We start from the raw sequence: 12841 nt of genomic DNA on the forward strand, positions 1-12841 counted from the left end.
GATGCCATGAAAACGCTCATATTTCACGAAGCTGCAATGAGACGCGCTACTTCTTCCGCATCTCGTCGATGAAGCCCTTCGCGATGAATATGACGATGATGAGCACGATGATTGCCACGATGACCCAAATGGCCCACATGGGAACGATGCCGAAGAAAGATTCCATACCTGCTACCCCTTTTCAAGCACGCGAGCGCGCACGATTGCTTTCGTTTATCCGCCCATGGTAGCGCTATATCACTTTTCGCGCAAGCGCGCTTCGAGCGCGTCGTTGATTATTTTCAAAGCCTTTACGCGCGCGTAACGTTTGTCGTCGCTTTCCAGCACCGTCCAAGGCGCGAACGTCGTGGACGTGAGACGGAACATGTCCTCGATGGCAGCTTTGTACTGCGGAAACTTGTCGCGGTTGCGCCAGTCCTCGTCGGTGATCTTCCACTGCTTGGCCGGATCCTGCTCGCGGTCGCGGAACCGGCGCAGCTGCTCGTCGGGGCTCACGTCGACCCAGAACTTCAGCAGGATGGCCCCCCAGCGCACGAGCTCGCGCTCGAACTCGTTGATCTCGTCGTAGGCGCGGCTCCATTCGGACGGCGTGGCGAAGCCCTCCACGCGCTCCACGAGCACGCGGCCGTACCAGCTGCGGTCGTAGATGCCCACGTGGCCCGCCTTCGGCAGGCGCGTCCAGTAGCGCCACAGATGGGGATGCAGGAGCTCGGGCTTCGTGGGCGCGGGCGAGGGGAACACCGTGTAGGCGCGCGCGTCGAGCGCCTGGGCCACGCGCTTGATGTTGCCGCCCTTGCCCGCGGCGTCCCAGCCCTCGTACATGACCATGAGCGGGATGCGCTTCTGGTACATTTCCATCTCCAGCCGGTTCAGGCGGTCCTGCTCGGCCCTGAGCTCGCGCTTGTAGGAATCGGGGTCGAGTGCGAGCCCGTGGTCCACCGCGTCGAGGGAGGGGAAATCGTCGACGATGGCGAAGCGCGAGGAATGCGGCGCGCGGGCGCTCGCCTCGGCGGCTTCCCGCTCGGCGGCGGCGCGCACGGCCCGCTCCTGCTCGGGAGTGCGCTCGCCCTGCGGGGCCTCGTCGAGCAGCCCGGCCGAGTTCGCCTGCGCCTTCGCGGCCGCCTCGGCCACGGCGGGATCGGGCTGGGCGGCCAGCGCGCCCTTGACGGCCGCCACAAGGGTCTCGGCGATGGTCAGGTTCGCCGCGCGCTTGTCCTCCCCGTTCACCAAATGCCACGGAGCGTACGAGAAGTCGCTTCCCTCCAGCAGATTGTCGTAGAGGCGGTAGGCCTGCGCGTAGTTCCGCGCGCTGGCCAGCTTCTCCTCGCTCACGCGCCAGCGGGTGGCCGGATCGTCGTGCAGGCGCTCGAGGCGCTTGCGTTGGGCGTCCTGTCCCACGTGCACGAAGAACTTCACCACGATGTAGCCGTCGTTCACCAGCTGGCGCTCGAAGTCGGCTGCGGAGGTGAGGTAGCGGCGCAGCAGGTCGATGTGCCGCTCGTCGCGCGCCCGCTCCATGGCGGCGGCCGCCTTCTTGCCGCCCTTCTTCCCCTTGCCCTCCCCGTCGTGCGGGCTGCCCAGCGAGAGCGCGCCGAACTCGGTGTACAGCATGTGCTGCGTGGCCGCGGTGTACCAGCCGCGATCGTAGAACGTCATGGCGCCGCGCGGACCGAGCGCGTGCCAGAACTCCTGCATGACCGGGTAGAACCCCGTCACGCCTTCCCGAGCGCCCGGGAAGGCGCGGGCGGCCTCGACGTCCAGGTCCTCGGTGACGTAGACGCTCGTGGCGCGGGCGTCCAGGTTGTACATGAGGTCGGATATGCGGCTGCCCTTGCCCGCGCCGTTCCATCCTTCGAACAGCACCACCAGGCCGACGCCTTTCTTCACCGCCTCCTGCTGCAGCACCACGAGCTCTTCCATGAGCGCGTCGCGGCGCGGCTTGTACTCTTCCTTGGATAGATGCGGGCGTGAGAGGTCGATCGACTCGAGCATGGGGCGTCCTTTCCCGAAACCGTGCCGCCATCATAGCACAAGCCGCCAAGGGGCCCGGGCGACCGAACGAGAAGCGCCGCGCGCAGCGCGCCGATGCCGGGCGGCTTTGTCGGACACCGATGCCCCGCTCCGTCGAAAACGCTCACGAACTCGCCGACGCCACGGCCTGCGAGACGTGGCCGTTATGCAATCTGAAGGCCGATTTCCGAGTAGAAATCACGGTAGGGTACCGCCAAAGCTCTGGCACTTGGACTAGGCAGCGGCGTTTTCCCTGTTCACGCGGTTTGGCAATCAGGCCCATGGATGAGAGGGGCCTTCAGAAAGCGCTCTTGCTCCTCCGAGCTGGGCTTGGAGCCGCGGAATCCGTACACTACCGTCATTTCCGCTCGGAAATCGGCCTTCAGATTGCATTCGATGTCGACCTGCGCTGGACAGGGGAAGGAGCAGGCGGCAGAAGCCTGCGAGCTGCGAGCCTCGCACGGGAACGTGAGCCTCGGCGCCTCTCACTTGTGTCGCCCGACATCCTTCGGCCGCGCGGCCCGCGACCCCTCGCGCGAAACGGCGAACGCGCGGGATGCCGGCCGATCCGCAACGTCAACGGCAGGTAAAATATCGCCTCCGATTCCATCGCGCCCTTTGCCGCGCGGCGGGGTTTCCCTAGAATGGGATTATTGACCGAAAAGCGCGGTGCGCCCTGCGAAGGTCGCGCCGCCCGACAGACAAGAAGAGCCATGCCGAACTACGCCGTGATAGACCTGGGGTCGAACACCATCCGCCTCGTCGTGTACGAGGTCAAGGACGACCGTCGCAAGACGTACACGAACAAGGATTTCAAAAGCCTGATAAACGACAAGGTCATGGCGGGCCTTTCCGCCTTCGTGACCGACGACGGCGCGTTCACCGAAGACGGCGTCCGCCGCGCGGTGAGCGTGCTCAAAGGCCACGCGAAGCGCGCGCGGTACTTCGACTGCAAGCGCGTCGACGTGTTCGCCACGGCCGTGCTGCGCAACGCGTCGAACGGCGCCGAAGCCGTCGCCGCCATCGGGCGCGACACCGAGCTGCCCATCTCCCTGCTCTCGGCGCGCGACGAGGCGCACCTGGGCTTCGTGGGCGCCACGTGCGACCGCGAGATCGAGCGCGGAACGCTCGTGGACATCGGCGGCGGCTCCACGGAGCTCACCCGCATCGAGGGCGGGCGCGACTACGACAACGTGAGCCTGGGCCAGGGATCGCTTTCGTCGTACACCTCGTTCGTGCGCGCCATCCTGCCCACGCCGAACGAGATGGACGCCGTGGTGGGCGCGCTCTACGAACGCCTGGCCGCGCTGCCCGACCAGGACGCCTACCGGGCGGACGCGATCTACGGCATCGGCGGCAGCGTGCGCGCGGCCGCGAAGATGCACGCCCAGGTATCGGGCGAAATCGCCCGGCCGAAATCGATGACGGCCGCCGAGATTCGTGCCATACTGGACCTATGCCGCACCGACGCGTGCGCGTTCGCACACCTCGCGCTCAAGGCGTCGGCGGAGCGCGTCCACACGCTCGTGCCGGGGTGCCTGATACTGGACACCCTCATGAGCGATTTTCGCGCCGGGAGACTGGAGATATGCAAGTACGGCGTGCGCGAGGGCTACCTCATCGAGCGCGTGCTGGGCTAGCGGGTTTTACGACGAAGGGAGCACCATGGACGCTGTGAAGGATCTGCCGAGCCCCGAGAACGCTGCGGACGCGACGGACGCCGCCCCTCAGAAGGCAGCCCCCTACCTGCAGAACCGCGAGCTCTCGTGGCTCACGTTCAACGAGCGCGTGCTCGACCAAGGCGCGGACGAGACGGTGCCCTTGCTGGAGCGCCTGAACTTCGTCTCCATCTTCTGGAGCAACCTGCAGGAGTTCTTCATGGTGCGCGTGGGCAGCCTGACCGACCTGTCGCTGGTGAAGAAGCACATCGTCGACTCGAAATCGGGCATGACCCCGACCGAGCAGCTGGACGCCATCTACGCGCGCTGCCACGAGTTGTACCCCATCCAAGAACGCACCTTCGAAGAGGTGCGGCGCCTGTTGGGAGAGCACGGCGTGCACCACCTGCGCCCCGACGAGCTGGACGAAGAGCAGCGCGTCTACCTGTCGTCCTATGTCCACAACAACGTCGTGCCGTTCCTGTCCCCGCAGATAATCAACTCCCGCCACCCCTTCCCCCACCTGGAGAACGGCGCGCTGTACGTGGTGGTTCGCCTGAACGACGAGATCGAGCAGAAGCGGAAGGACGCGGCAAAGGCCGAGAAGGTGGAGAAGGTCGAGAAAACCGACAAGACGGCCGTCAAAGAGGCGAAGAAGGCGAAGAACCTGGGCGCCGAAGGCGTGACGCTGGGGCTGGTGCCCATGCCGCGCCAATGCGAACGCGTCATCGTGCTGCCGGGCAAGGGACTGCAGTTCATACTGCTGGAGCATGCCATAGAGATGGTGTCGGCCGAGATATTCTCCATGTACACGGTGAAGCACACGAACGTCGTCTGCGTCACGCGCAACGCCGACCTCGACGCCACCGAAGGCACCGACGAGAGCGACGAGGACTACCGCGAGCACATGAAGCGCATCCTGAAGAAACGCTCGCGCTTGGCTCCCGTGCGGCTCGAGAGCGAGCGTCCTCTCTCGAGCACCGTGGGAAAGCTGCTCATGGCCCGCCTGAGCCTCAAGCCGCACCAGATATACGCCACCCCGGTGCCGCTGGACATGAGCTACACGTACAGCCTGGCGTCGCGCCTGCCCGAGAAAGAGCGCGCGGCGCTCACGAACCCGCCGTTCTCCCCGCAGTGGCCGGCGTGCCTCGACCGCAACCGCTCCATCATCGAGCAGGTGACGGAGAAGGAGACGCTGCTGTCCTACCCCTACGAGACCATGGACGCCTTCGTGCAGCTGTTGCGCGAGGCCGCGCACGACCCAGCCGTCATCTCCATCAAGATCACGCTGTACCGGCTGGCCAGCCAGTCGCACCTGGCCGAGGCCCTCATTGCCGCCGCCGAGAACGGCAAGGAGGTCACGGCCTTGTTCGAGCTGCGCGCCCGCTTCGACGAGAGCAACAACATCGAGTGGTCGCAGCGCTTCGAGCAGGCCGGCTGCAACGTCATCTACGGCTTCCGCGACTTCAAGGTGCACTCCAAGATATGCTGCATCACGCGCCAGACCGACCACGGCCTGCAGCACATCACCCAGCTGGGCACCGGCAACTACAACGAGAAGACGGCCAAGCTCTACACCGATTTGTCGTTCGTCACGTGCGACGCCACGTTCGGGCGCGACGCCGTGGAGTTCTTCCGCAACATGGGGCTGGAGAACACGTCGGACAACTACGACATCATGTGGGTGGCGCCGCTGCAGATCAAACCGATGATCCTGGCGGGCATCGACACGCAGATCGAGCACGCGCGGGCGGGCGAGCCGTGCGGGCTGTTCTTCAAAACGAACTCCATCACCGACAAGGACGTCATCGAGAAGATCGTGGAGGCCTCGCAGGCGGGCGTGCCCGTCATGCTGTTCGTGCGCGGCATCTCGTGCATCGTGCCGGGGCTCGAGGGCTGCACGGAGAACGTGCGCGTGGTGTCCATCGTGGGGCGTTTGCTGGAGCACAGCCGCATCTACGGGTTCGGGCCGCGCGAGACGATGAAGCTGTACCTGTCGAGCGCCGACCTCATGACGCGCAACATGGACAAGCGCATCGAGATAGCCTGGCCCATCCTGAACGACGAGCTGCGCGAGCAGATACTGGGGTATTTGGACGTGAGCCTGAACGACACGTCGAAGCTGCGCGAGCTGCTGCCCGACAAGAGCTACACGCCGCTCGGCGCGTTCGCGCGCAAGGACGGCGAGGGCGACACCGTGCTGTTCGACTCGCAGGAGTACTTCATCAAGCAGGCGCAGGAGCGCCGGCTCGCCGCAGCCGAGGAGGAGGCCGCCCGCACCGCGAACCGGGTGCGCGCCGCGCGCGAGGAAACTTCGGCGACCGCAACCGAGGTCGTGCAGGAGGCGGCAGCGGCCGTGGCGGCCGTCGAGGCGACGGCCGAGGCCGCCGTCCAGGCGGTGACGACGGCCGTAGGCGCGCCGGAGCGTAAAGCGCCGACGACGAGGGCCATCGCGGTTTCCCCCGCCTCTCACGAGAGGTCGCGCAAGCCCAGCCTGCTCGTGCGCATTTTGAGCAAGTTCGTGCGATAGGTTCCCGCATAACGGAGGCCCGGCGCTGCAATCCGCAGCGCCGGGCCTTTTCCCATCCGCGGGTACGCCCGTCCTCCCGTTCGACGTGGGCTCTTCCGAGCGTCGAGCCCTTTCTCAGTCGAACCGGCGCAGGGCGCGCCCGAGACCGGCCAGGCCGGCGCGCAGCACCGGCTCGGGAGCGCAGTAGCCCAGGCGCGCGTGGCCCGGCATGTCGAAACGGCTGCCCGGCACGAGCAGCACGCCCTCGTCTTCCAGCAGCCTCAGGCAGAACGCCTCGTCGTCCTCGGGGATGTCCAGTTTGACGAACGACGTGGAAACGCCCTGCGGCGCCACCCACGACACGCGCGGCTCGGCGTCGATCCACGACTGGGTCACGGCCAAGTTGCCCAGCACGAGGGGACGGTTTCGGGCGAGCACGGCATCGCGGTTCTCCAGCACGTGCACGGCCAGCGCGTCGTTCACCACGCCGCAGCAGATCATGGTGTAGTCGCGGTACGGGCGCAGCTTGTCGGCGACGGCCGGGCTCGACGCCGTCCAGCCGATGCGCGCGCCGGGCACCGAGTACGTCTTCGACAGGCTGTTCGTGGCCACCCCCTTGTCGTACAAATCGACGATGGAGGCGAAGTCCTCCGTGCCGACGAGCGGCAGGTACACCTCGTCCGCCAGCACGTAGGCGTCCACGCTGCGCGCCACGTCGGCCACCTGCTCCATGAACGCGCGATCGAGGAACGTGCCCGTGGGGTTGTTCGCGTTGTTCAGGCAGATGAGCTTCGTGTCGGGGCGCACGAGACGCTCGAGCTCGGCGATGTCGGGGTACCACGCGCGGTCCTCGCGGATGCGCCACAGGTCCACCTCGGCGCCCAGGGCGCGCGGGATGTCGTAAAGCTGCTGGTAGCTGGGGTACTCCGCGATCACGTGGTCGCCGCGCGACACGAGCGCCAGCACCGCCAGCAGGTTCGCGCCCGTCGCGCCGTTCGTCTGCAGCACGGCGTCGGGCTCCACCCGCTCGTAGAGCGAGGCTGCGGCCCGCTTGAAGGCGGGCGACCCCTCGATCCAGCCGTAGTTCATCTTCTCGGCGCCCAGCCGCGCGAAGAAGCTCATCTGCGCCGCGCCCGCCTCGGCGTCTTGGGCGAAGGCCGCCTCGGCCGCGTCCGCCACGAGCCCATCCACGGCGCCCAGCGCCACGAGCTCGTCGAGCGTCATCGACGCGATGGTCGACTGCGCGATATCGTAGGTCGCGCTCTTCTCGTGCACGTTGAGCCAGTCCTCGACTCCGAACGGTGCGATGCGCATGTTGGTTTCCTTCCCTAGAAGCTTATGACGCCCATGCCCAGCAGCACCAGTGACAGCACGCCGAGCGCCGATATAACCCCGATGCCCGCCTTTTCGCCGACGGTGAGGGCCTTCGCGCCGGCCTCCTTGCGCGCCCGCCAGTAGAAGAAGAAACCGGGTATGTAGCCCACGCACGTGAGCAGCAGAAACGACCAGCCGTTGAACATCACGCCCACCACCTGGAACGCCACGGCCACGATGCCGATGCACATCTGCCCCCACTCGCGATGCTGCGCGGAGTACTTCACCTGATAGGCGGCCGCGAACGCCCACGTGATGACGATGGCCACCGTGCACATGGAGAACGCGAAGTTGTAAGCGTCTTCGGTGAACAGCAGCGTGATCATGAACGCCTGCGTGCACGCCCCCACCACGATGAGCGAGATCTGCGGCGAGCCCTTCCTGTTCAGCTTGCTGAACACGGGCGGCAGCAGCTTGTGCTCGGCCATGAGCGACGTCGTCTCGGACGGCAGGATGGTGAACGACAGCCACGAACCCAGCACGGCGACGATGAGCGCCACGCTGATGAACGCGCCGCCCCAACCCGGAGCCATGCTCTCGAACACGTACAGCATGGCCGGCTTGTCCAGCGCGCCGATCTCGGCGTAGGGCATGTAGCCGAACGGCAGCACCGACGCGCCCACGTACACCAGCAACAGCACCACGAGGCCGATGACCGTGGCCTTGCCCGCCTCGCTCTTCTTGCGCGCGCGGGCCGACACCACCATGGCGCCCTCGATGCCGATGAACGACCACATCATGATGATGAGGCAGTTCACGATCTGGTCGCCCACGCTGCCCAGGTCCGCGCCCTCGCCCGCCATGGCGGCCGCGTTGGCCGAAAGCTGGCCCCAGAAGTCGGCCGTGAACACGCCGGCGTTGAACAGCACGATGCTGAACAGGATGAACACCACGATGGGCAGCACCTTGGCTATCATGACGATGGCGTTGAGGAACGCCGCGCTCTCCACGCCGCGGATGACGAGGAACGTGATGCCCCACATGATGACGCTGGCAACCACGATGCTGCCGACGTTGTTGCCCAGCAGGAAGTACGGCAGGAAGAACCCGAGCGTGGACATGAGGATGGTGGCGAACGCCACGTTGCCGAGCCACGCCGACAGCCAGTAGCCCCAGCCGCTGATGAAGCCCGAGAACTTGCCGAAGCCCTCTTCGGCGTACGAGAAGATGCCGTGCAAATCGGCCCGCTTCGCGCCCAGGTTCGCGAACGACAGCGCCAGCGCGAGGAAGCCCACGCCCACGACGCCCCACGCCACGAGCGCGCTGCCGGGAGCGGCCACCTGGCCGATCTGCCCGGTGAGGGCGAACACGCCCGAACCGATGCACGAGCTGACCACGAGGCCGATGAGGCCGAACAGCCCGATGCCCTTCTTCTCTTCGTTCATAGGGGATGCCTTTCCGCTCAGAGGGGATGTTGATGCGGAAAGAACGCGGTCCGACCGCGCCGCGGTCGACCGGCCAGCGCGCCGCGGCCGCGTTCCTCACCGCGACGAAAACGATCCCATGACCAGGCGACGCGCGCAATCGAATGCGCCGATCCGTTGCCGGCCCTCTTCCTGGCGGTTACGTTCGAGATCCGCTATCGCTCGAGGAACCACTTCCAAGCGGGAACGACCTCGATCACGCCTTCGGGCACCGCGATGGAATCCTCCTCGGTCATCGTGACCAGTGTCCCCGTTTCGAGACCGGCGTTCTTCATGGCCGCGGCCAGGTTGCCCATCTCGCTGCGGTACTTCTTGGAAAACTGCGACGCACCGCCGGCATCTCCCTTGCCCGAGCGCACCGCAACCTGAACGAGCTCGTATTGTTCGCATAGCGCCACATCGCCCACCACGAAGTCGACTTCGGGACAGTTCGAAGCCTGGTACGTGGCAACGACGTTCGTCCGGTCGGAGCCGAAGCGCCGCTTCAACTCCAAGAACACCGCCGTTTCCAACCGCTGACCCAGGTCGAGATGGCTTGCGGGGGCCACCGCCAACGCCAAACCGGGATCGACCGAATACACCTTGTACGAAGACTTCGGGTTGTCTTTGATGGACAGGTTGTAATCGCTCACCTTGAACAGCAGGTGCGCGTCCTCCAAGTCGTCGAGCAGGGCGTACAGCTTCGCGTTCGACGAGGGAATGCCCGCCTGCTTGAACTCCTTGATCTGGTTGTTGACCGAGAATTTGAGGCCCGTCGACCTTAACGCGTTGCGCGCGAAGCGGTCGGCGACGCGAAACGAGGTGGTGCCGAAGCGCTCGAGCACGTCTTTGGTCACGATCTCCCCCGCATACCCCTGCAACAGTTGTATGCGATCGAGCAACGCCAAACGCTGAACCGCCGGAAAGCCGCCTACGAACAGGTAGCGGTCGAAGGCCTGCTCCAGCAAGCCCCGCTGCTCCGCCGCATAAGCCCCGGCCACGCCCGCCGCGTCCACGCCGTTGAAACGGCAGTATTCCCGAAAGCTCAAGGGCCACATTTCCTTGGCCAGCGAACGGCCCCTGAAGTTCGTCGGGATGTCGGTTGAAAGCAGCTTGGAGGACGACCCGGTCAACACGATGGTGACCCGATGCTGTTCGGACACGCGGCGCACGAAGTTCGTCCAATAAGGCGCCTCTTGGATCTCGTCGAAGAAAAGGTAGCATCCCTCCCGCGCCTCGGGCACCAGCTTGTAGTAGGCGTCCAGAAGCTCGGAGAGCGTATGATCGCCGAACGGCATGATGCGTTCGTCGTCGAAGGTGAAATGAAGCAGGCGGTTGCGAGGCACGCCCCTTTTCGCCAAGCCGTCCATAAGCTGGTACATGAGATACGTCTTGCCGCACCGCCGCACCCCGATGATCGTGTAGACGATATTGTTCCGAGCGGGCCTCGGCAGGTCGATCGCAACATCCTCGCGCGGCACGAACGGAGGAATATCGAAGTCGAGGTATTCCGCGATCAACGACTCGTAAGACATGGCTTTTTCCAATCTTCATCGATATTTGAAGAAGATTGTATCAAATCTTATTCTCAAAATAAAGAAGTTTAGTTTTTTGCGATGGCTTTCGCTCTCTGCGATCCGCATACGCGAAGGAAGCGGCAAACGGTCGGCAGAGCGTGCGGCTACGAGTCGGCTAGCTCGTCGAGGGCGCTCTCGAGATCGCGCCAGGCCTTTGTCAGAATGCTGAGAACGCCGCAATAGACGCGCGACGCGTCCACGTCCCGCCCGTCCTCGAGCATCGTCCCCGTGCCATGCAGGGCCCCGTCGACAGCGAAGGCGCATAGCGCGACCGCGTCGGCCGCATCGCTGACAAGGGCCTCCGCATCGCGCGTCGAATACGCCTTCGCACCGCACCCGTCCATAGCCCGTGCCCCCTCCCGTTCGTCCCGGTTCTCGGCCGCCCGTCCAACGATGCTTACCCTACCGCGTTTTCGCGCGACGGTCTACAAACCGGGAGTTTGCATCGCGCGCGACGCGCGTTGCGTCGTCGTTCGCGCCTCGTTCGCGCCCGCGCTGACCGGAGCCGGAGAGCTTTCAAGATTCCACGCGGCTCTCCTCGTCGAAGACCTTTCGACCCGCTCCGCTCGCTCAGAGGGCAAGGCGGCGCGCCTTCCCTTCGTCCGACCCCCGAGCCCTCCCCTGTCCGCTCAGGACGGCGGCGCGTGAACGGCAGCCGCCTCGTCGGCCGTGTCCGAGAGTCCGCGCTCGTACTCCTCCACTGCGTCGATGAGGTTTTGCTGGGAGCCTATCTCCATCTTCTGGTAGATGTGGTAGATGTGCGACTTCGCCGTCGACGGGGTTATCACCAGCCGCTCGCTGATGTACTCCGCGTTGCGACCCCGCGCCAGCAACGCGAACACCTCGCGCTCGCGCGGCGAGAGCCGGTGGCGCTCCATCAAACCCCGGTAGCGCGCTTCGAACCGCGCGCCCCTCTTCTCCTCGTCCCGCCTCCGGGCCGCCTCGCCTTCGCGCCGGGCCAGCAAGCCCGCCAACCGGCCGCGCGCCGTCGCGTCGTCGAAGCCGTACCATGCCGCCGCACCCACCGCCAATGCCGCCAGCACCGCCGAAGCCGTCTCGACGCCGCTCGCCGCCGACAAGGCGCCCAGCCCCGCGCAGGCCGCCGCGCCCGCAAGGAACCCGACCTGCCCCGGAAGCAGGCAAAGCGCCGCAGTGCCGACGGGCTGGAGTGAAAGCTCCGCGCTGGCCGCCGCCGAACGGACCAGCCCGTCGGCTATGCAGCACGACCAAGCCGCGACGGCAAGGCAGCAACACGCAAGCCGCGAAAACGTCCCGCCGCGAGGAAGGAGCAGCAGAACGACGACGAGCAGGGGAAGCGCCCAACGCTGCGCCGGGGCCGCAGCGAACCCCGCGCGCGCGTCCGAAGCGCGACCGAGGAGGCAGGGCATCGCGCCGACGGCGCCGCTCGCGCAACCTGCCAGGATCGCCCCCACGCCCTGATCGAGCAGAACCGTTGCGGCGAAACCGAACGCCGCGGCCTGCACCCCGGCGGAAACCGCGCTTCGAGCCGAGAAGAAGGAGAGGGCCGGGCCAGCCTCCGCTCCGTCCCTGCGCGCCTTCGGCGCCCGCCCCGCCAAGAACAGCGCGCCCGCCGCCGACAGCGGCACCGCGGCCGCGACGGCCGCCAAGCCCAACGCCGGCGACGACAGGTTCGACGCGCCCGCAAACAGCAGCGTGCCCGAGCACGCGGAAAACGCCACCGACAACCGCGTGTAGCGCTCCTCGGCCAAACCGAAGTAGCCAACCCAGCACGCCAGAAGCGCGCTCTGGGACCAGCCGAGCGCCACGCCGCCCACCAACCAGCACGCCGGAAACGCTTCGCCCCGAACGGCGCCTGCTGCCCATGCCGCGAACGGCACGACCGCCAAGCCGACGCCGCCGATCCCGCTCGCCCGCCGAAGGCACGCGAATCGCCCTTGCGCACCGGCGGCGGCCAGGCCCGCGGCCAAACCCACGAGGGAAGCCAAGCGGGCGATCAGCGCGCCTTCGGAGCCGAGGACGGCCGCGAACGGCGATACGGGCATGAACGCGCCGCATTGCACCCACAAAACGCAGCCGGAGAACCCGACTATCGACACCAGGCACGCCATGAGCGAGCCGTCTTCGCCCGTCCGGTCCCTGCGCGACGCAACACCCTCTGTTTCCACGCATCCCCCTTTGTAACCGTCAGGTTTCAGTATCTGAGTGCGTGTCCGTTTCCGCTTTCAGTACGGCGGTAGGTTGTTTCCCTCGTTTCCATCTTAGTACTCTGAACTCGTGCTTGCTATATATATTATGCAAAAAGTCACACGCCGGGCACGAAGCGGCGCA

Annotated in this window: 8 protein-coding genes; 2 read left to right on the forward strand and 6 right to left on the reverse strand. The window is 66.0% G+C overall.

Annotated elements, in window-relative coordinates:
• Nucleotides 1-237: 237 nt before the first annotated feature.
• Entirely contained in the window at nucleotides 238-1992 is a 1755-nt protein-coding gene (locus C1878_RS06090; RefSeq protein WP_114600808.1) for a polyphosphate--AMP phosphotransferase, read from the reverse strand.
• A gap of 731 nt (nucleotides 1993-2723) precedes the next feature.
• Here C1878_RS06090 and C1878_RS06095 point away from each other — a divergent pair.
• Complete coding sequence (locus C1878_RS06095) at nucleotides 2724-3650, forward strand: exopolyphosphatase (protein WP_114600809.1); 927 nt, start codon at nucleotides 2724-2726, stop codon at nucleotides 3648-3650.
• 25 nt (nucleotides 3651-3675) lie between these two features.
• Nucleotides 3676-6198 carry a polyphosphate kinase 1 gene (gene ppk1 / locus C1878_RS06100; RefSeq protein WP_114600810.1) on the forward strand — a complete coding sequence of 841 codons (2523 nt, stop codon included), beginning with the start codon at nucleotides 3676-3678 and terminating at the stop codon, nucleotides 6196-6198.
• Nucleotides 6199-6312: 114 nt separating this feature from the next.
• On the opposite strand, the gene C1878_RS06105 is transcribed toward ppk1, so the two are convergent.
• The 5 genes from C1878_RS06105 to C1878_RS06125 form a co-directional block, all read right to left on the reverse strand.
• Nucleotides 6313-7491, reverse strand: coding sequence for an aminotransferase (locus tag C1878_RS06105; RefSeq protein ID WP_114600811.1), 1179 nt, complete (start codon nucleotides 7489-7491; stop codon nucleotides 6313-6315).
• Nucleotides 7492-7505: 14 nt separating this feature from the next.
• On the reverse strand, nucleotides 7506-8936 hold the full coding sequence (locus tag C1878_RS06110; RefSeq protein ID WP_114600812.1) for a basic amino acid/polyamine antiporter: 1431 nt from the start codon (nucleotides 8934-8936) through the stop codon (nucleotides 7506-7508).
• Between the two features lie 194 nt (nucleotides 8937-9130).
• On the reverse strand, nucleotides 9131-10489 hold the full coding sequence (locus C1878_RS06115) for an ATP-binding protein (RefSeq protein WP_114600813.1): 1359 nt from the start codon (nucleotides 10487-10489) through the stop codon (nucleotides 9131-9133).
• 146 nt (nucleotides 10490-10635) lie between these two features.
• The gene (locus C1878_RS06120) at nucleotides 10636-10875 is read right to left on the reverse strand and encodes a hypothetical protein (protein ID WP_114600814.1); all 240 of its coding nucleotides are present in this window, start codon (nucleotides 10873-10875) and stop codon (nucleotides 10636-10638) included.
• Between the two features lie 285 nt (nucleotides 10876-11160).
• Entirely contained in the window at nucleotides 11161-12678 is a 1518-nt protein-coding gene (locus tag C1878_RS06125) for a response regulator transcription factor (protein ID WP_114600815.1), read from the reverse strand.
• Between the last annotated feature and the right edge of the window lie 163 nt (nucleotides 12679-12841).

This window comes from Gordonibacter sp. 28C (genome assembly GCF_003339845.1).
In the GTDB taxonomy this organism is placed as follows: Bacteria; Actinomycetota; Coriobacteriia; order Coriobacteriales; family Eggerthellaceae; genus Gordonibacter.